Origin of the sequence: Streptomyces sp. NPDC053474 (genome assembly GCF_044544845.1) — a bacterium.
Taxonomy (GTDB): domain Bacteria; phylum Actinomycetota; class Actinomycetes; order Streptomycetales; family Streptomycetaceae; genus Streptomyces.
The window spans coordinates 157,468-178,853 of record NZ_JBITXV010000013.1; the positions used below are offsets into that span (position 1 = coordinate 157,468).

Below are 21,386 nucleotides of genomic sequence, written 5' to 3' on the forward strand. Positions count from 1 at the left end.
GACATGCCCCGACTTCTCGAACTTGAGGAGCTGTGCTGGGCCGAGCCGCTGCGGGTCTCTGAAGAAGTCATCCGCCGACGCCTTTTCTCCCATCCCGTCGGTCAGTTCGTCGTCGAGTCCGACGGCGCGGTGCACGCGGTCATCTACTCTCAGCGCATCGGCAGTCCGGACGACGTGTTCGCGGCGACCTTCGACACCGCCGACCGTCTGCACCGGCCCGAGGGCCCGGTCGCCCAGGTCCTCTCGCTGAACGTCGACCCTTCGAAGCACAGCTTCCGTTTCGGCGACATGCTCCTGGAACACCTGCTGACCTGCGCCGAAGAGGAGGAGTCCATCCGGACGGCGGTCGGTGTCACCCGCTGCCGGGACTTCGGCAGGCACCCGGAGCCGGACCTCGCCGCGTACCTCCGCGCGACGAACGCGCAGGGCCGCTGCCTCGACACCGTCCTGCGCATGCACCAGCTGCACGGCGCCGAGATCCGCGCGCTCGTCCCGGGATATCGGCCGGGGGATCTGGTCAACGAGGGAAACGGCGTACTCGTCGTCTACGACCTGTCGGTCCGTCAGGAACGAGTGCGAATTCTCCAAAGCGAAGGAGAGAAGTCCACGGCGGCCCCCATTCCGCCGGGCGGGCAACTCGCCGTAGAAATACGGGAGTTCTTCGACGTTATACTCGGCGTTGACTACGAGGGAATCGAGCATCCGCTAGAAAGCCCTCTCTTCGAGCTGGGATTCGACTCGGCGGGGCTTCTGGATCTTCAGGAAAAGATCGAGTCCCGATACGGAATTTCGCTCGCCCCCCTCTTCTTCTTCGAGCACAACACCGGCGCCTTGATCATTTCCTATCTGGAAGATCTCAGGGAGGGAGAAACAGGCCACACACCGGACGCCTCACCGTCCCCCGCGGCCACACCGCCCGCGGCCGCCTCCCGTGACGTCGCGATCATCGGAACCGCGTGCAGGCTGCCCGGCGGCATCGAGGACCGCGCCGGACTGTGGGAGCTGCTCGCCTCCGGCACCAGCGCGATCGGCACCCTGCCCGAAGGGCGCTGGCAGTGGCCCGACGGCACCGGGCCCGACACCCACCCCGGCATCGACCGGGGCGGCTTCGTCACCGACGCCGGGGCCTTCGAGGCGGCCCTGTTCCGCGTCACCCCGTACGAGGCACGGCACATGGACCCGCAGCAGCGCTGGACGCTGGAGCTGGCCTGGGCCTGCCTGGAGGACGCCGGATACGCGCCGAGCGGCGTCGCGGGCACCCGGACGGGCGTCTTCGTCGGCGCCAGCGGCTCGGACTACCAGCGCGTCATGGACACCCGCGGCCTGCCCGTGCGCGCCCACAGCGGACTTGCGACCTCCATGGCCGTCATCGCCAACCGCGTCTCGTACTTCTTCGACCTGCGCGGCCCCAGCGTCCAGCTCGACACGGCCTGCTCCAGCTCCCTCGTCGCCGTGCACACGGCCCTGCGCGCGCTGCGCGCGGGGGAGTGCGACACCGCCCTGGTCGCCGGCGTCAACGTACTGGCCCACCCGGCCAACAGCGTCGCCTACCACCAGGCGGGCATGCTGTCGCCCGACGGACAGTGCAAGACCTTCGACGCGTCCGCCAACGGCTATGTGCGCTCCGAGGGCGGCGTCGCCCTGCTCCTGAAGCCGCTCGCCGCCGCGCTCGCCGACGGCGACCCGGTGCACGCCGTCATCAAGGGCAGCGCCACCAACCACGGCGGCCAGGCGGGCGGCCTGACCGTGCCCAGCGCCGCCCTCCAGGCGAGCCTCGTCGAAGCCGCCCTCGCCGACGCGGGCCTCGCCGCGCGCGACATCGGCTATGTGGAGGCGCACGGCACCGGCACCGCCCTCGGCGACCCCATCGAAGTCCAGGGGCTCACCAAGGCGTTCGCCGGGAGCGACGCGCCCTGCGCGCTCGGCTCGGTGAAGACCAACCTGGGCCACCTGGAAGCCGCCGCGGGCATCACCGGACTGCTCAAGACGGTCCTCGCCCTCCAGCACCGGCAGCTGCCCGCCACGCTGCACTACGAGCGCCCCAACCCGCACATCGACCTCGACGCCTCGCCGTTCTCCGTCGTGACCCGTCTCTCCGACTGGGACCTCGACGGGCGCCCCGTCCGCCGCGCCGGGATCAGCAGCTTCGGCTCGGGCGGCAGCAACGCCCACGTCGTCGTCGAGGAGTTCCCGCGCGCCGGGGCCGCGCCGCACGCGACCGACGGCCAGGGCGGCGCCCCAGAGCCCGCGATGGTCGTCCTGTCCGCCCGCAGCACGCCCCAACTGCTGCGCCAGGCCCGGCGTCTGCTCGACCACCTGCGGCGGGAGCGCCCGGCCGACGCCGACCTGACGGACATCGCGTACACCACGCAGGTGGGCCGCGCGGAGCTGCCCGAGCGCCTCGGCCTCGCGGTGACGAGCGTCGCCTCCCTCGGCGCGCTCCTCGAAGACTTCGTGGCGGGCGCCGACGCCTCGCCCGCCGTGCTGCGCGGCCGCGCCGAGCGGGACGCCGTGCCCACCGCCGCCCCCGGCGCGGCGGCCGAGGACATCCTGGCCGCGTGGGTGCGCGGCGCCCGCGTCGACTGGGAGGCGTGCCACGCGGGCCGGGCCCGGCCGCGCCGCGTCCCGCTGCCCACGCACGCCTTCGACCGCGACCACTACTGGCTCGGCGACGAGCCCGCCGACGAGCCCGCCGCCGACCGGCCGCGCGCCGCGGCGGACCGCCCCGCGTCACCGGCGCCCTCCACCGCGGACCGGTCCACCGCCCCGGCCGCGCCCCGGCACCCCCTGCTCCAGCACGCGCTCCAGGACACCGACGCCCTCGCCTCCTTCGCCTCCGCCTTCACCGCCGAGGACTTCTTCCTGCGCGACCACCGGGTCGCGGGCGATCCCGTGCTGCCCGGCGTCGCCTCCCTGGAGATGGGGCGCGAGGCCGCGAGCCGCACGCTGCCCGCCGCCGACAGCGGGGACTTGGGCCCGGCCGAGGTGCTCCGCCTGGAGAACGTGGTGTGGTCGCGCCCCCTCGCCGTACGCGACGGGACGCGGACGGTCCACACGGTGGTGACGGCGGGCGCCAACAGCCCGACCACCGGCGGGGGTTCGACCCCCGAGAGCGCCCCGGTCGCCTTCGAGATCCGCGCCGCCGACGTCGTCCACGCGCGTGGAGTGGCCTCGCGGGTACGGACGGCCCCGCCCGAGCCCCTCGACCTCGACGCGCTGACGTCGCGCACCGACGCCGCCACGCTCGACGTCGACGACTTCTACGCCACGCTGCGCGCCACGGGCCTCGACTACGGCCCCGCGCACCGGGCCGTGCGCGAGCTGCGCCTCGGCGACGGCGAGGTCCTCGCCGCGCTCACCGTGCCCGACGAGGTGGCGAGCACCCTCGACGCCTACGTACTCCACCCCAGCCTGCTCGACGGCGCGCTCCAGGCGGCCTTCGCGCCGGACGCCCACGCGGCCGAACGGAGCGGCCTCGCGCTGCCCTTCGCCCTCGACCGGATCGACGTCCACGGGCCGACGCCGCGCACCGCCTACGCCTGGGTCCGCGCGGTGCCCACCGCCTCGCGCCAGGTGCGGCGCTGGGACCTCGACCTCTGCGACACCCACGGAAGGATCTTCGCGCGGCTGCGCGGCTACTCCATGCGCCAGACCACGGAGCCCGCCGCCGAGCCGGGGGCCACGCACGACGTGACGCTGTTCCGCCCGGTGTGGCGCGCGGCCGACACCCCCGACCGCCCCGAAGCCCCCGCCTACACGGCGCGGCTCGTGCTCGCCTGCGGCTTCGACGCCCAGCTCGGCGAACTGCGCGCGCTCGCCCCCGAAGTGACGTTTCTGGAGCCGCCCGAGCGGGCCGCCGACCGCCCGGTGGCGGACTCCGTCGCCGAGCACGCCGTCGAATTGCTCCGTGCGATACGAGGCCTGCTCATCGGCAAGCCGACGGGCTCCGTGCTCCTCCAGGTCCTGACCCACGCCGAGGGCGAACAGGCGCTTCACCAGGCCCTGTCCGGCCTCCTGCGCACGGCCCGCCTGGAGCACCCCGCCCTCCTCGGCCAAGTCCTCGCCGTGCCCGCCGACGCGACGGCGGCAGACCTCGCCGAGACCCTGGAGACGGAGAGCCGCCACCCCGGCGACCAGCGGATCCACCGCGGCGACGGCACCCGCGAGGTGCTCGCCTGGGAGCCCCTGGACGAGACGGCCACGACCGGGGCGCCGCCCGTGCAGTGGCGGCCCGGCGGCGTGTACCTCATCACCGGCGGCGCGGGCGGCCTCGGCCGGATCTTCGCCAGGGACATCGCCCGCCGCGCCCCAGGAGCCGTCCTGTGCCTGACCGGCAGGTCCCCGCTGGGCCCCGCGGTCGAGGCGGAGCTCGCGGCGCTGCGCACCGAGGGCGCCTGCCCCGAGTACCACGTCCTCGACGTCACCGACGGGCGCGCCACCGAGCGCCTCGTCCGCAAGCTGACGCGGCGCCACAAGGCGCTGCACGGCGTCCTGCACGCCGCCGGAGTCCTGCACGACGCCTTCCTCCAGCGCAAGACCGACGCGGAGTTCCGCCGCGTGCTCGCCCCCAAGCTCGCCGGATGCCGCGCCGTCGACGAGGCCACCAAGGGCCTCGACCTGGACTTCTTCGCGCTGTTCTCCTCAGTCATGGGCGCCACCGGCAACGTGGGCCAGGGCGACTACGCCGTGGCCAACGCCTTCCTCGACGCGTTCGCCCACCACCGCGGCACTCGCGTCGCCACCGGCGAGCGCAAGGGCCGCACCCTGTCCGTCGCCTGGCCGCTGTGGCACGGCGGAGGCATGGGCGCGGACGAGGACACGCGCCGGGCCCTGTGGCTGCGCGGCGGCTTCCTGCCGCTGGCCACGGACGCCGGGATCGACGCCTTCCACCGCGCCCTGGACAGCGCCGAGCCCCACGTCGTCGTCTGGGCCGGAGACCGCGCGGCGGGCGAGCGGGCCCTCCTGGACGCGGCGCCCGCCCCCGAGGCCGCCCCTGACGCAGGGCGGTCCGCCCCCGCCTCCGCACCCGACGAACGGGCCCTGCGCGCCCGCACGGTGGAGTTCCTCAGGGCGGAGCTCTGCCGCCTCACCCAGCTGCCGCCGGACGAGCTCGACGACGCCGAGCCCCTGGGCTCGTACGGCATGGACTCGATCCTGGCGACCGAGCTGACGGCGGGCCTGGAGACGACGTTCGGCTCACTGCCCAAGACGCTGCTGTTCGAGTACCACACGCTCGCCGAGCTCGGCGGCTACTTCCTCGGCGCGCACCGGCCCGTCCTGGAGGCGATGTTCGCGGACGCCCCCGAGCGGGCGGAGCGGCGGCCCGACACCGTGGCGCGCGCGACGGTCACCCAAGAAGCCCCCACGCCCGAGGCGCGCCACGCCGCCCCCGCCGGGGAGGACTCCGCCCTGGACATCGCCGTCATCGGCCTGTCGGGCCGCTATCCCGAAGCGCGGGACGTACGCGAGTTCTGGGAGAACCTGCGCGCCGGACGGGACTGCGTCGTCGAGGTCCCCGAGGACCGCTGGGACTGGCGCGAGTACTACGAGCAGGACCGCACCGTGCCCGGCCGCCACTACAGCAAGTGGGGCGGCTTCATCGGCGAGGTGGACCGCTTCGACCCGCTGTTCTTCAACATCGCGCCCCACGAGGCCGACTATCTGGACCCGCAGGAGCGGCTGTTCCTCGAACACGCCTGGACGGCGATGGAGGACGCGGGCTACACCCGCGAGCGCCTCGGCCGCGCCACCGGTGACGGCGCCGCCGGACGGGTCGGCGTGTACGCGGGCGTGATGTGGGGGCAGTACCAGCTGCTGTTCCCGGACGGCGGCGCGGGCCGCGGCAACCCCCACGCCCTCGGCAGCAGCTACGCCAGCGTCGCGAACCGCGTCTCCTTCGTGCTGAACGTGCACGGCCCCAGCATGACCGTCGACACCATGTGCTCGAGCTCGCTCACCGCCGTCGAGCTGGCCTGCCGCGATCTGCGCCGGGGCCGCACCGGGCTCGCCTTCGCGGGCGGCGTCAACGTGACCGTGCACCCGAACAAGTACCTCGGCCTGAGCACCGGCCAGTTCATCTCCAGCCAGGGCCACTGCGAGAGCTTCGGCGTCGGCGGCGACGGCTACATACCCGGCGAGGGCGTCGGCGTCGTCCTGCTCAAGCCCCTGCGCGACGCCGAGCGCGACGGCGACCACGTCTACGGCGTCATCAAGGGCAGCGGCGTGTCCCACGGCGGGCGCACCAACGGCTACACCGTGCCCAACCCGCGCGCCCAACAGGCCGCGATCCAGGACGCGTTGAGCGAGTCCGGCATCGACCCGAGGGCCATCAGCTACGTCGAGGCGCACGGCACCGGCACCAAGCTCGGCGACCCCATCGAGATCACCGGCCTCAGCCAGGCATTCACCGCCGCGTCCCCGGACGGCGCGGGCGCCGCGGGCCCCTGCTACCTCGGCTCGGCGAAGTCCAACATCGGCCACTGCGAGAGCGCCGCGGGCATCGCCGGGCTCACCAAGGTCCTGCTCCAGCTCCAGCACGGCCAGATCGCCCCGTCGCTGCACTCCGCCACGCTCAACCCCCACATCGACTTCTCCCGTACGCCGTTCGTCGTCAATCAGGAGCTGCGCGACTGGGAACGCCCCGTCGTCGACGGGCGCCCGCAGCCGCGGATCGCCGGTGTCTCCTCCTTCGGCGCCGGGGGCGCGAACGCGCATCTCATCGTGGCCGAGCACACCGACCGCCGCCCCGCCCCCGCCGCGCACGGCCCGCAGCTCTTCCCGCTCTCGGCGAAGGACGAGGACCGGCTGCGCGCCTACGCCGAGCGGGTGCTGCGCTTCGCGAAGGACACCGCCCACCTCGCCGACGTGACCCCCGCGGACCTCGCGTACACCCTCCAGACCGGACGCGAAGCCATGGACGAGCGCCTCGGCGTCGTCGCCGACTCCTTCGCCGCGCTCGCCGAGAAGCTGGAGCGCCACCTGGCCGGTGACACCGCCGTCGACGGCGTCTGCCGCGGCAACGCCAAGCGCGACCGGAAGGCCCTGGCCATCGTCCCCACCGAGGAACTCGCCGAGACCGTCGCCTCCCTGGCGCGGCGCGGCAAGGCGGCCGAACTCCTGGAGCTGTGGGCCCGCGGCGCCGCGCCCGACTGGCAGGCCCTGCACGCCGCCGCGGCCGTCACACCGCGGCGCATCAGCGCGCCCACGTACCCGTTCGCCCGCGACCGGCACTGGGTACCGCAGGCCGCGCCCGCCTCTCCCGCGACTGCCGGGGAGCCGCCCGCCGCCCCCACCCCTTCCGACGAGTCGTCCGGTACGCGGCTCTTCCTCACCAAGCGGTGGCGCCCCGCCCCGTCCACACCCGGTCTCCCCGGTCCGTCCGGCGCCCTCGTCCTGCACGACCCCGCCACCCGGCACCTCGCCGAGCGGATCGCCGAACTGCTCGACGGCGCCGTGCTGGTGGACGTGACGGCTCCTGACGCGGACGGCCTCGTCGACCGGCGAGCCGCCGCGTGCGCCGCCCTCATCGACCTGACCGGGACTGGCGACGACATCGATCGCATCACCAAGGACAGCCCCTCCGGGCGTACGCTCACGCTGCTGCGGCGCGTCCTCGACGCGAAGGCGTCGCGCGACATCCGGCTGCTGTTCGTGACCCAGGGCCTGGAGAGCGTCCATCCGGCCGCGCCCGGCGCCTCGCGCCGCGTCCCGCTCGCGGGCGCCGCCCGCGCCGCGCTCTACCGGCTGCTCCAGAGCGAGTACCGAAGCCTCACCTCCCGCCACGTGGACCTCGACCCCGCCGTGCGCGACGCCGCCGCCCTCGCGGCCGTCGTCCACCGGGAGCTCCTCGACGACGGGCGCGCGCCCGAGGTCTGCCACCGCGACGGCACCCGGCTCGCGCCCGTGCTCGCCGCGTCCCCGACACCCGCCGGGGCCCGGCGCACCCCGCCCGCCTTCGCTCCCGACGAGGTCCTGCTCGTGACCGGCGGCACCCGGGGCATCGGGCTGCTGTGCGCGCGGCACTTCGTCGCCCGCCACGGCGTACGACGGCTCGTCCTGACGGGCCGTGAGGCCCTGCCGCCGCGCCACCTGTGGACGGACCCGGAGGCCTGCCCGCCCGCTGTCCGGGCGAAGACCGACGCCGTCGCCGCCCTGGAGGCCCAGGGCGTCGAGGTGCGGGTGCTCGCGCTGCCGCTGGACGACGCGGACGCGGTCGCGGCAGCCGTCGCCACCATCGGGTCCACGCTCGGGCCGATCGCGGGCGTGCTGCACGCGGCGGGGCTCGTGGACACGAGTAACCCGGCGTTCGTCCGCAAACCCGTGGCCGACGTCGCCCGCGTCGTCTCACCCAAGATCGACGGCACCGTGAACCTGCTCGCGGCCCTCGACCCGCGCGCCCTGCGCTTCGCCGTCCTCTTCTCCTCGGTCTCGGCCGCCCTGCCGACCCTCGGCGCCGGGCAGAGCGACTACGCCATGGGCAACGCCTTCATGGACTACCTCGCCCACGCACGCGCCCACGACCTGCCCGTCACCAGCGTGCAGTGGCCGAGCTGGCGGGAGACCGGCTTCGGCGAGGTCACCAACAAGGCGTACACCGACACGGGCCTGCTCAGCATCACCAACGCCGAGGGCCTCGCCTTCCTCGACGAGATCCTCACCGCGCCGCGCGGCCCCGTGGTCATGCCGGTCCGGGTCGACGCCGCCCGCTTCGACGCGGCCGCCCTGCTGGACGCGCGCCCGACGGCCCCGGCCGCCCCAGCGCCCCGCGCCCGTACCGTCGAGGTTCGGCAGGACCCCGCCGCGGGTGAGTCCCTCGGGGCGCGGCTCACCGCCTTCCTCAGCGACACCTTCAGCGGGGAACTCGGCCTCAAGTCCGGCCAGTTGGACCCGGACACCTCGTACGCCGACTACGGCGCCGACTCGATCCTGCTCGCGCAGATCCTCCAGCGGATCCGCCAGCGCCTGGACGTGCCGCTCGACCCGTCGGTCCTCCTGGAGTACCCGACCCTGAGCGAGCTCGTGACCTGGCTGCTCGACACCTATCCGACGGAGGTCGCCGCGCGGTTCGGCGCCGAGCCGGAGCCGACGCCGTCCGCCGCCGTGCCCGCCCCTGCCGAGGCGCGCGCCACGGATGAGGACACGGATGAGGACACCGCTCGTGCCGGTGACCGCAGGGTCGCCGTGGTCGGCATGGCCTGCCGACTGCCCGGCGCACCCGGTCTCGACGCCTACTGGGAGCTGCTGTCCGAGGGCCGCCGCGCCGTGCGCGAGGTGCCCGCCGAGCGCTGGGGGCTGCCGACCGGCTTCCGCGCCGGGCTCATCGACGACGTCTACGGCTTCGACGCCGGGCACTTCATGCTGCACGACGAGGACGTCCGCGCCATGGACCCGCAGGCGCTCGTCCTTCTGGAGGAGAGCCTCAAGGCCGTGCACCACGCCGGTTACCGGGCGGCCGACCTGGAGGGCTCGCGCACCGGCGTGTACGTGGGCGCCCGCAGCGGACAGCGCCCCGACGGCACGCTGGTGGACGGCGCCCGCAACCCCATCATGACGGTGGGCCAGAACTACCTGGCGGCCAACGTCTCCCAGTTCTTCGACTGGCACGGCCCGGCCATGGTGATGGACACCGCCTGCTCGTCCGCCCTGACCGCGATGAAGGTCGCCACCGACGCGCTGGCCGCGGGCTCCGTCGACCTGGCCCTGGTCGCGGGCGTCAGCCTGCTCGCCGACCCCGAGGCGCACGAGCTGTTCCGGCGCCGCGGACTGCTGCGCGAGGACGGCGCGTTCCACATCTTCGACCGCCGTGCGGGCGGCGTCGTCCTCGGCGAGGGCGCGGGCGTCGTCCTGCTCAAGCCGCTGGCCGCCGCCGAGCGCGACGGCGACACCGTGTACGCCGTCGTCGAGGGCCTCGCCGTCAACAACGACGGCCGCACCGCCGGGCCCGCCACGCCCAACCTCACCGCCCAGAAGCAGGTGATGCGCGAAGCCCTGCGCCAGGCGGGCTGCCCCCCGCACCAGGTGGGCCACCTCGACGTCAACGGCTCCGGTTCCGAACTCACCGACCTCCTGGAGCTCAAGGCCATCCACGAGGTGTACGGCGCGGAGCGCACCGCGCCGCTGCACGTCGGGTCGATGAAGCCCAACATCGGGCACCCGCTGTGCGCCGAGGGCATCGCCGCGTTCATCAAGGTGGCGCTGATGGTGCACCACCAGCGGACGGTGCCGTTCCTGTCGGGCGAGCAGCCCATGGAGCACTTCACGATCGACCCCGACGTGCTCCGCCTGCCCCGGCGCGCCGAGCCGGTGGACCTGGCGTACGCGGCGGTCAGCAGCTTCGCCGACGGCGGCACGAACGGGCACGTCATCCTGGGCCGCCCGGCAGCCCCGCGCCCCGGTGAGGAGCGACGGCGCCCCCTGGCGCTCCCGGAACTCGACCGCCGCGACGTCCGCACCGGCGCATCCGTCACCGACGCGCGGGTGTGGACGCGGCGCGTCGACGCCCGTGACGCCGTCGTCGACGGACACCGCGTCTACGGACGGCGGTTGCTGCCCGGCCTCGCCTGGATCGACCTCCTGTACGGCTGCTGCGCGGACCTGGCGCCCGACGCGTCGCCCGCCCGGCTCGTCCTGCGCGACCTGTCGATCTACCGGCCGCTCGCCGTGGACGAGGGCGCCGCCGTGGACCTGCGCGTGGAGGCCCGCGCCACGGCCGCCGACGCCTGGCGGATCACCGTCACCGACGCCGCACGGCGCGAGGGCGAGGCCCCGGCCCCGTACGTGACCGCCGATGTCCACCTGACGGACGTCCCCACCGCCTTCGACGCGGAGGTTCCCGCCGACGTCCTCGACGCGCTGCGCGCCCCCGGCGAGGACGCGCGCGACCTCAGCGAGATCTACCGGAGCTTCCGGTCCCAGGAACTCGTCCACTCGGGCGCGATGAAGGCCGTCGGCTCCGTGCGCACCACGCCCGACGGCATCTGGGTGAGCGTGGCGGTCGACGAGGACTTCCTACTTCACGACTGGATAGAACGTTCGTTCCAGCCGGTACTTATTGACGGGAGCGCGGTGGCGGCCAGCGCCGTCGCCCTGGGCGGCGAGCCGCGGCTCTTCCTGCCCCTGCACTACGCCTCGTTCCGGGCCACGGGCCCGCTGGGCCGCGCCTGCCACACCCGCGTGCGGCGGGACACGATCACACGCGGGGACGAACTCCTCACCTTCGGGATGGAGTTCTTCGACGACCACGGGCGCAAGCTGGCCGAGCTGACGGGCCTGACCACGAAGGCCGTGCGCGACGCGGGACACATCGACCCCGCGCGGGAAGCGGCGCCGGTGGCCGTCGCGGCAGCCGAGCCCACGGTCACGGCCGTGCCCGTGGGCGCACCGGCGGCCGACGCCATGCAGACCCTCGTACGGTCGGTCGTCGCCGATCGGCTCGGCGTGCCCGCGGACCGGATCGACACGGGCGCGAGCTACTACGCGCTGGGCCTGGACTCCGCGACGCTGCTGCGGGTCGCGGCGGAGCTCGGGGAGCGGCTCGGCACGCGGCTCGCGCCGACGCTGCTGTTCGAGCACGCCACGGTGACGGCCCTGGCCGGGTATCTCGCGCGCCACCACCAGCCGGTCGGGCCCGTGGCGGCCATGCCTTCCGCCGCCCCCGCCCCGGTCCCCGCCGTGCCCGACCGCAGCGGGACGCGGGACATCGCCATCGTCGGCATCGGCGGCCGGTACCCGAAGGCGCGCGGCATCGCCGAGTTCTGGGAGAACCTCAAGGCCGGGCGCGACTGCGTCGGCGAGGTGCCCGAGGACCGCTGGCCGCGCGACACCTTCGACGGCGAGCGCACCCCCTCGGGGCGGCCGGTGTCCCACCTGGGCGGCTTCCTGGACGACCCCGACTGCTTCGACGCGGAGTTCTTCCAGATATCCGACGCCGAGGCGGCCCGGCTCGACCCGCAGGAGCGGCTGTTCCTCGAAGTGTGCTGGGAGGCCGTCGAGGACGCCGGATACACGCCCGCGGGCCTCTCCGGGGACCAGGACGGCGGACGGCGGAGGACCGTCGGCGTCTTCGCCGGGGTCATGCACAAGGACTACGTCCTGGTGCAGCACGACGCGGCGGACGGCGACCCGGCGGGCCCGCCCCTGGCGCTGAACGCGGCGGCCGTCGCCAACCGCGTCTCGCACGTCTGCGACTTCCGCGGCCCGTCCCTCGCGGTCGACTCCGTGTGCGCCTCGTCGCTCAACGCCGTGCACCTGGCGGTGGAGAGCCTCAGGCGCGGCGAGTGCGACGCGGCCCTCGCGGGCGGGGTGAACCTCTCGCTGCACCCCGCCAAGTACGGCACGTACGGCAGCCTCGACCTGCTGGCGGGCGACGCGCCCGCCCGCTCCTTCGGCGCGGGCGGCGACGGCTACGTGGCGGCGGAGGGCGTCGGCGCGGTGCTCCTGAAGCCGCTGGACCGCGCGCTGGCCGACGGCGACGCCGTGTACGCCGTCATCAAGGGCACCGCGGTCAACCACTCCGGCCGGACCCCCGGCATGCGGGTGCCGTCCGTCGCCGCGCAGGCGGAGCTCATCGAGACCTGCCTGGAGCGCGCCGGGGTCGACGCGGGGACGATCGGCTACCTCGAAGCCCACGGCACGGGCACCGAGATCGGCGACCTCATCGAAGTCCAGGGGCTGCGGCGGGCGTTCGAGAAGCACACCGACGCCAAGGGCTTCTGCGCCCTGGGCTCGGTCAAGTCCGCCATCGGCCACGCCGAGGCGGCGGCCGGGATCAGCGGGCTGACCAAGGCGGTCCTCCAGCTGCACCACCGGACCCTGACGCCGCTGGTCGGCGCCGCCGCGCCCAACCCGTACCTCGACCTCGCCGACTCGCCCTTCCGGCTCCAGACGGACCTGGAGGAGTGGACGGTGGACGCGGGCAGCCCGGGCACGCCGCGCCGCGCCGGAGTGAGCGCGTTCGGCGCCACGGGCACCAACGCGCACGTCGTCGTCGAGGAGGCGCCCCCGGTGCCCGACCAGGCCCTGAGCGGCGCGGCGGCGGGCCCCGTGCTCGTCCCGCTGTCGGCGACGGACGGCGACCGGCTGCGCGCCTACGCGCAGAAGCTGCTGCGCTTCCTGGACACCAAGGAGGGCGCCGCGCTGGCGCCCGCGGCCCTGGCCCACACCCTCCAGACCGGCCGGGTGGCCCTGGCCGAGCGGGCGGTGATCCTCGCGCACGACCTGGGCGAGGTCCGCGAGGGCCTGGAGGCCGTGGCGGGCGGCACCGGGACCGACGGCACCGGGGTCCAGGTGTGGCGCGGCCGCGTGACGGAGACGACCGCCGAGTCCCGGCTCCTCGACGAGGACGACGTCCGCGCGGAACTCGTCGGCCGGTGGGCGGCGCAGGGCAAGTGGGGCAAGGTCGCGGAGCTGTGGCTCGGCGGCCACGCCGTCACCTGGCCCGCTCCGCCCGGCGCGGCGGCTCCGCGGCGCGTGCACCTGCCCACGTATCCGTTCGCCAGGCGGCGCCACTGGGTCACGACGACCGCCCCCACCCCGACGACCGCCCCCACCGTGGCGGCATCCGCCACCGCGGCCCCTGTGCCGGGCGCTGTCCACTGGCGCTTCGTTCCGGACGGCGCGGAGCCGCCCGTCTCCGTCCACCGGGCCGAGCCCCCGGCTCAGGAGAAGGCGCGCGGCTATCTGCGTCAGCTCGTCGCCGCCCGCGTGGGACGGCCCGCGCGGGACATCGGCGCCAACGCGGGGCTGATCGAGCTCGGCCTGACGTCGCTCGGCGCCGTCGGCCTCAGCAAGGACCTGGCGGCGACGGTCGCGCCCGGCTTCGTGCCCAGCGCCCTGTTCGAGTACGGCACTGTCGCCGAGCTCGCCGGGCACCTGGCGGACCGGTGGCCCGCGGGCCTGAAGCGCCTGGTCGCCACCCGCCCGGAACAACGGCCTACCGCGCCCGACGTCCTGGACGTCCTCGAGTGCCTGCGCGCCGGCGCCCTGCACCTCGACGACGCCATCGCGCTCCTCGACGAAGAGAGTAACGAGAAGTGAAGCACGAGCTCAGCGCCCTCATCGCGGACTACAAGGCGGGCCGGGTCGGCGCCCGTGAGGTCGGCGACCTCCTGCGCGCCCTGCGCGACCAGGCGCAGGAGCCGCGCCCCCGGGCCGCGGAGGCCCCGCGCCCCGCCGGGGAGTTCGCCTACCCGCTCTCCGAGGGCCAGCGCGGACTGTGGGCGCTCCAGCGGGCGTACCCGGACATGGCGGCGTACAACGTGCCGCTGTGCTTCCGCGTCAGCGGCCTGGACGTGGCCGCGTTCCAGGACGCCTGCCGGGCGCTGCTCGTGCGCCACCCCGCGCTCAGCACGGTGATCCGCCAGGAGGCGGGGGAGCCGACGCAGTCCGTCGACCCGGCCCGCCCGCTCGACTTCGCGCGGGTCGACCTGACGGGCACCGCCGACGAGGGCGAGGCGCTGGCCGTCGTCGAGCGCGCCAGCAAGCAGGTGTTCTCGCTGGCCGGGACGGCAGAAACGATCACGCGGGACGGCGGGGGACTGTTCCGCGTCCGGGTCTTCGACCGCCCCGGCGACGAGTCGCTGATCCTGATCGTCGTCCACCACATCGTCTTCGACGGCACGTCGGCGACGCTCCTGATGAGCACGCTGTTCGAGGAGTACGAGGCACGGGCGGGCGGCGCCCCGGCCGGAGACCGCACCCCGGACGCCGAGGCGGGCGCGGGCTTCCACGACTTCGTCCGCGAGGAGCGGCGCGCCCTGGCCGGGCGCGGCGCCGAGCGCCTTCCGTACTGGCGCAGCCGGCTCGCCGCGCCCCTGCCCGTGCTCGACCTGCCCGCCGAGCGGCCCCACACGGCGCTCGCCGACCGCTTCGCCGGGAAGACCCTCGTGACCGAGGTGCCCGCGGAACTGGCCGCGCGCGTGTCCGAGTTCGCCACCGCCCGCCGGACCTTCGTGTCCACGGCCATGCTCACCGCCTACGCGGCGACCCTGGCGACGTACTCCGACGCGGCCGAACTCGTCGTCGGGATGCCGGTGAACGAGCGCGAGGGCGACGCCCTCGCCCGCACCGTGGGCCTGATGATCAACATGGTGCCGGTGCGCGTCGCGCTCCCCGCCGACGAGCCTTTCGACCGGCTCGTCACCCGCGCCCAGCGCGACGTCTCCGACGACCTGCTGCACGGGTACCCCTTCCCGGCGCTCGTGCGGGAGCTGGCGCAGGACACCCCGGCCGGGCGCTCCCCGGTGTTCCAGACGGCGTTCGTCTTCCAGGACGTCCTCGACGGCATCGCCGATGCCGAGCGGCCCTACCGGCTCGTCGAGGAGCTGCACCAGGAGGGGGAGTACGAACTCTCCGTGGAAGTGTGGCGCAGCGGCGGGGGCTACGCCCTGTACTGGAAGTACCAGCCGGAGCTGTACCGCCCCGCCTTCGTCCAGGAGCTGGCGGACCGCTTCCTCGACGTCCTGGCGGCGGTGTGCGACGACCCGCACACGACGGTGGCCGCGCTGCGGCGGCGCGGCGGCGAGCGGTGCGTCCAGGACCTCGTCGAGGAGGCGGCGCGCCGCACCCCGGACGCGGTCGCCGTGGCGGGCCAGGAAGAGGTCCTGACGTACGAGGCGCTCAGCGCCCGCAGCGACGCGCTCGCCTCCTGCCTGGCGGCGCGGGGCGTCGGGCGCGGTGACCTGGTGGCCGTGCTGCTCGACCGCTCGCCCGAGCTCGTCGTGACCCTGCTCGGCGTCCTCAAGGCGGGCGCCGCCTACGTCCCGCTCGACCCGGAGCTGCCCGCCGCCCGGCTCACCGACATCGTCACGGACAGCGGCACCCCGCTGATCGTGACCCAGGCCCGGCACCAGGCCCGCGCCCGGGGCCTGGTGGAGGGCGCCGCCGCGCCCGGCCTGTTCGTGCTCGACGAGGAGCGGGCCGCGCTCGCGGCCGCCGTCGGCTCCGGACCCGTCGCCGCCGCGGTGACCGCCGACGACCTGGCGTACGTCATCTACACCTCGGGCAGCACGGGCCGCCCCAAGGGCGTGATGATCCCGCACCGCGGCTTCACCAACCTGCTCGGCTCGCTGCGCCGCGAGCCCGGCATGGACGCGGCGGACACGCTCTTCGCCGTGACCACCGTCAGCTTCGACATGGCGCAGGTCGAACTGCTCCTGCCGCTGGTGTGCGGGGCCCGCGTGTACGTCTGCGACAGCCCGACGATCAAGGACGTGGAGCGGCTCAAGGAGCGCGTCGCCCGGGTGCGGCCCACGGTCATGCAGGCGACCCCGGCGACGTGGAGCATGCTGTTCCACTCGGGCTGGCGCAACCCCGAGGGCGTACGCGTCTTCTGCGGCGGCGAGGCGCTGCCGCGGACGCTCAAGGAGTTCTTCCGCGACACCGGCACCGAGGCCTGGAACCTGTACGGGCCGACGGAGACGACCGTGTACTCCACCGGCGGCCCGGTCCGCCACGACCGGCCGACCACCATCGGCAGGCCGGTCGCCCACACCCAGGTCCACATCCTCGACGAGGACCTGCGCCCGGTGCCCCACGGCGGGACCGGCGAGCTGTGCATCGCGGGCAAGGGCCTCGCGAAGGGCTACGTCAACCGCCCCGAGCTCACCGCGGAGAAGTTCGTCGACCACGCCTTGGTGCCCGGCGGCAAGCTCTACCGCACCGGCGACCTGGCCCGCTGGACCGAGGACGGCGAGATCGACTACCTGGGCCGCAAGGACTTCCAGGTGAAGATCCGCGGCTACCGCATCGAACTGGGCGACATCGAGTACCACTTGGGCCGCCACCAGGACGTCGCCGAGTGCGTCGTCGTCGCGCGCGGCGAGGACGGAGCCAAGCAGCTCGTCGCCTACTACGTGCCGCGCGGCGCGGCCGCCCGCGCCGACGCCTTCAAGGAACACCTGCGCGCGCTGCTGCCCGCGTACATGGTCCCGGACTTCTACGTCCCGCTCGACACCGTCCCGCTGACGGGCAGCGGCAAGGTCGACCGCACGGCCCTGATGCGACGCGAGGTGTCCGCCGCGCCCGCGCCCGTCACACCCGCGCTCGCGCCCGCCGGGGAGGCCGCGCGGCCTCCCCGTGACGTCGAGCGGGACGTCCTCGCCTGCTGGCGGGACGTGCTGAAGCTCCAGGACCTCGCCCCGGACGCCTCCTTCTTCGAGTCCGGCGGCAACTCCCTGTCGGCCGTGGTGCTCGCGGACCTGATCAGCCGCCGCCTCGGCGTCGCGTTCACGGCCGCCGACCTGTTCAAGTACGCCACCGCGGCCGCCGTCGCCGCGTACGTACGGGAGCGGACGCCGGACGCGGAGGACCACGCGGGCGAGGCGGCCGTGCCGGAGCCCGTCGCGTCGGCTCCCGCGCCGGAGACCGCGTCGCTGCCCGACGACGCCGTCGCCGTCGTCGGCATCTCGTGCCGCTTCCCCGACGCCCGCGACCACTGGGAGTTCTGGGAGAACCTCAAGCGCGGCCACGCCTCCGCCGGACGCTGGAGCGAGGCCGAGCTGCGCGCGGCGGGCGTGCCCGAACGGGTCCTGGACGACCCGGACTTCGTGCCGCTGCGCTCGGGCCTCGACGGCAAGGAGGAGTTCGACGGCGCGTTCTTCCGGCTCTCGCCCCAGCACGTCGAGCTGATGGACCCGCAGTTCCGCCAGGTCCTGCTGCACGCCTGGAAGGCCGTCGAGGACGCGGGCCGCGACCACCGGCAGATCCCGAACACCGGGGTGTACGTCTCCACGGGCAACCACCACTACGGCGCCCCCGACGACTCCGGCGACACGCCCGCCGCGGTCATCGAGGACCCCCGGCAGTACCTGTCGTGGGTGATGAGCCAGAGCGGCACCGTCGCCTCGATGGTCTCCTACCAGCTCGGCTTCGGCGGGCCGAGCATGTCCGTGCACTCCAACTGCTCCTCCTCGCTGAGCGCGCTCGCCCTCGCGGCCCGCGCCGTGCAGTCCGGCGAGACGGACTTCGCCCTGGTGGCGGCGGCCTCGGCGAACAGCGTCGACGGCCTCGGCTACGTCCACAAGGCGGGCCTCAACCTCTCCGGCGACGGCCGCGTCAAGGCCTTCGACGCGGACGCCGACGGCATGGCGGGCGGCGAGGGCGTCGTGGCCCTGCTGATCCGCCGCGCGGCCGACGCCGTCGCCGACGGCGACCACGTCTACGGCCTGCTCCGCGGCATCGCCACCAACAACGACGGCGGCGACGCCACCGGCTTCTACAGCCCCAGCGTCAACGGCCAGTCCCGGCTGATCCGCCAGGTCCTCGACCGCACCGGCGTCGACCCGCGCACCATCGGCTACGTCGAGGCCCACGGCACCGGCACGAAGCTCGGCGACCCCGTGGAGGTGGCCGCGCTCACCGAGGCCTACCGCGCCTCCACGGCCGACACCGGCTACTGCGGCATCGGCTCGGTGAAGACGAACCTCGGCCACCTCGACACCGCGGCCGGACTCGCCGGGGCGCTCAAGGTGCTCCTGAGCCTCTACCACGGCCAGCTCCCGCCCACGCTCCACTACCGCGAGCCCAACCCCCAACTGCGCCTGGACACCTCGCCGTTCCACGTCGTCGACCGGCTGCGCGAGTGGCCCAGGGGCAAGACGCCGCGCCGCGCCGCGCAGAGCTCCATCGGCCTGGGCGGGACCAACGCCCACGCGGTCTTCGAGGAGTACGTGCCCGCCGCACCGGCACGCCCCGACAGCGAGGGCACGCCGCAGCTCGTGCCGCTGTCCGCCCGTACGCGCGAGGACCTCGTGCGCGCGGCCGCCGAGCTGCGCCGGCACCTGACCGGGCCCCGCGCCGCCGCGCTGCGCCTCGACGACGTCGCGCACACCCTGCGCACGGGCCGGGTCGCCATGGCCTGCCGCGTGGCGTTCGTGGTCCGCGACCTGGGGCAACTCGCCGCCGAGCTGGAGGCGTTCGTCCAGGACCCGGACGGCGACGACACCGCGCGCCGCTTCGCGGGACCCGCCGGGGGATGCGTCGCGACCGACCGCGACGCCACCCGCAAGCGCACCGCGCAATTCGCCCGCAGGCTCGCCGACGGCAAGCTGAAGAAGGCGGCGAAGGCCTGGGCGCGCGGCGCCGAAGCCGACTGGAGCCCGCTCGCCGGGCAGCGGCCCGCCCGCCGCGTGAGCCTGCCCGGGTACGCCTTCGCCCCGGTGCGCCACCCGTACGTGGCCCGTGCTCCGCGCACCACCGCCCCCGGCCCGGACGCGGTCCCCGGCACGCCGCACGCGCACCCGCTGCTGCACGAGAACGTGTCGCGGCTCGACGGGCAGCGCCACCGCTCGTCCTTCTCCGGCGACGAGTACGTCCTGCGCGACCACGTCGTCGACGGCAGGAAGCTGCTGCCCGCCGTCGCGAGCCTGGAGATGGCCTGCACGGCTCTGCGGCAGGCCCTGCCCGCGGCGGCCGGGCGGCGCACCGTCCTGAAGAACGTGACGTGGGCGCGCCCCGTCGTCGTCGGCGACGCGGGCAGGCAGGTGGAGTTCACCCTCACCCGCGACGACGCGGCACCTTCCGGACCGCTGGACTTCGCCCTCCTGACGGACGGCGACCAGCCGTGCGTCCAGGGCCGCGCCACCACCGAGGAGGCCGCGCCGCCGCCCCGCGTCGACGTCGACGGGCTGCGCGACCTGCTGCGGCTGCGGCCCCTCGCGGGCGAGGACGTCTACGCGCACATCGCCCGCGCGGGCGTCGCCTACGGCCCCGGCTTCCGCCTCGTGCACGTCCTGCACCGGGGCGAGCGCGACGGACGCCGCGAGGTGCTCGCCGAGCTGCGCCTGCCCGCGCACCTGCGCGCCACCGCGTCGGCGTACGCGCTCCACCCGAGCTTCCTCGACGCCGCCGTCCACGCCTCGCTCGGCCTGGACCCGGCCTTCGACTCCGCCACGGCCGAGGGGGCCACGGACGGGACGACGCGGGTGCCCTTCGCCCTCGACCGGCTCGACGCGCACGCGCCGTTCGGCGAGACGATGTACGCCTGGGTGCGTCCGGCGGCGAACCGTTCCACGGCGGCGAACCGGGGTCGCGACGTCCTCGACATCGACCTCGTCGACCCGACAGGCCGGGTCTGCGCCACGCTGCGGGGCCTGGCCTACCGCGCCCTGGCCGCGCCCGACCGCCGCGAGCCCGCCCGCGCCTCCGAGCTGCGCACGCTCCTGCCGGTCTGGGAGCCCCGGCACCCCGCCGAAGCCCCCGCGCCGGACAGCCCGCGCGGCGCGGTGCTCGTCCTCGACGCCGACCGCAGGCTGCGTGCCGAACTCGCGGCGCTCCACCCCGGCCACCAGCGCGTCGACCTGCCCGAGGGCGCGTCGCCCGAGGCCATCGCCGGGCTCGTCCGCACGGCCTGCGCCGCCACCGAAGGACGGATCGCCCGGGTCGTGTGGGTCGCACCGGCCGAGACGCCCGAGGGCATGGTCCAGGGCCAGGAGCGCGGCGCGGTCGAGGTCTTCCGGATCGTCAAGGCGCTGCTCGCCCTCGGCCACGGCACGCGCGACCTGGCCTGGTCCCTCTACACGTTCGGCACCCAGTCCGTCCGGGACCGGGACGCGGTCGCAGCCACGCACGCGAGCGTCCACGGCCTGGCGGGCAGCCTCGCCCGGGAGCACACGCGCTGGACGATCGACCTCGTCGACCTGCCGCACCCGGACTCCGGCGACCGCGTCGGCGACCGCCTGGGGGAGGAGCGGCACCTCACCGGGGTGCGGCCCGGCACCACGGTGGCCCTGCGCGGCGGCCGCTGGTTCTCCCAGGAGCTGCTGCCCACCACCGCCCTCGAACCGGCCGCGGGCCCCTACCGGCACGGCGGCGTCTACGTCGTCATCGGCGGCGCGGGCGGCATCGGCGAACTGTGGAGCCGCTCCATGGTGGAGCGCTACCGGGCCACGGTCGTGTGGATCGGGCGACGCCCCCTGACCGGCGAGGTCGAGCGGCGCCTCGCCGACCTCGCCGAGCGGGCCCGCGCCGCGGGCGCGGCGGCCCCCTCCTACGTCCAGGCCGACGCGCGCGACCACGCGAGCCTGCTTGCCGCGCACGCGCGGATCAAGCGGGACCACCCGCGCGTCGACGGCGTCGTGCACTCGGCGATCGTCCTCGCCGACAAGACCCTCGCGCACATGGACGAGGACCGCTTCCGCGCCGCCCTCGCCGCGAAGGCCGACGTCGGCGTCCGCGTCGCCGACGTGTTCGGGGCCGAGCCGCTGGACTTCCTGCTGTTCTTCTCCTCCGTCGAGAGCTTCGTACGGGCGCCCGGACAGGCCAACTACGCCGCCGGATGCACCTTCAAGGACGCCCTCGCGCACGCCCTGCGTCGCCGCGGCACCGTGGCCAAGGCGGTCAACTGGGGGTACTGGGGCGTGGCCGGTGTCGTCAGCGACGCCTTCTACCGC

Annotated in this window: 2 protein-coding genes (1 of these 2 running past the window's edge); both read left to right on the forward strand. The window is 75.0% G+C overall.

Features of this window, described 5'->3' with window-relative positions; translation table 11 throughout:
* Positions 1-3: 3 nt before the first annotated feature.
* On the forward strand, positions 4-14,034 hold the full coding sequence (locus ACIG3E_RS29245) for an SDR family NAD(P)-dependent oxidoreductase (protein ID WP_399622441.1): 14,031 nt from the start codon (positions 4-6) through the stop codon (positions 14,032-14,034).
* Positions 14,031-21,386, forward strand: partial view of an amino acid adenylation domain-containing protein gene (locus tag ACIG3E_RS29250; protein ID WP_399622442.1) — the 5' end (the start) only. Its footprint extends 14,718 nt past the window's final position; only the first 7,356 of its 22,074 coding nucleotides appear in the window; it begins with the start codon at positions 14,031-14,033; its stop codon lies beyond the right edge, outside the window. The genes ACIG3E_RS29245 and ACIG3E_RS29250 overlap by 4 nt, the downstream gene beginning before the upstream one ends.

Bases quoted from the DNA above. Each gene is read 5' to 3' on its own strand.
- ACIG3E_RS29245 (WP_399622441.1), top strand. From the start codon at position 4: ATGCCCCGACTTCTCGAACTTGAGGAGCTGTGCTGGGCCGAGCCGCTG.